Source organism: Streptomyces anandii JCM 4720 (assembly GCF_014650655.1).
GTDB lineage: Bacteria > Actinomycetota > Actinomycetes > Streptomycetales > Streptomycetaceae > Streptomyces > Streptomyces anandii.
In genome coordinates this window covers 180,415-180,960 of the sequence record NZ_BMVJ01000001.1, presented here as the reverse complement: position 1 = coordinate 180,960, position 546 = coordinate 180,415, and the positions used below count along the sequence as shown (strand labels likewise).

Annotated in this window: 1 protein-coding gene; it reads left to right on the top strand. The window is 77.5% G+C overall.

Features of this window, described 5'->3' with window-relative positions; genetic code table 11:
- Positions 1–513 (top strand): serine hydrolase family protein (locus IE249_RS35750; protein WP_229857150.1); only part of this gene is annotated, 513 nt, incomplete at its 5' end.
- Between the last annotated feature and the right edge of the window lie 33 nt (positions 514–546).

Sequence of the window (546 nt, the reverse complement as noted above, 5' to 3'; positions counted from 1 at the left end):
CGGGCGCTGCTGGAGGAGCTGCCGGACGGGCCGCGCTCGCTGCCGTCGGTCGCCTTCAACCGGCACGGCGCCGAGCCGACCGATCTGGAAAGTCTGCCGAACGAGCGCGCGATCCGGGCCAAGGGGCCGGCCTCGGTGGGCGGGGTGGCCTCCGCGCGCGGCCTGGCGGGCCTGTACGCGGCGGCGATCAGCGAGGTGGACGGCAAGGCGCCGCTGCTGAAGCCGGACACGGTGGCGGAGTTCGGGCAGTTCCACTCCGTCGGGTACGACCTGGTGGCGCGCGGCCACCGGTCGTACGGCCTCGGCTTCCAGGCCACCGCGGACACCTGGCACCCGTTCCTGGGCGCGGGCTCCATCGGTCACAGCGGCGCGGCCGGCTCCCAGGCCTTCGCCGACCCGGCCACCGGCCTGGCCTACGGCTACACCAGGCGCCGCTTCGCCTTCCCGGGCGGGGCGGCCCCCGAGAACGACCGGCTGGCCCGGGCCGTCCACGAGGCGGCCCTGGGCGGCTGAGCGGTCCGGGGCCGGGCGGCTCAGCCCAGGCGG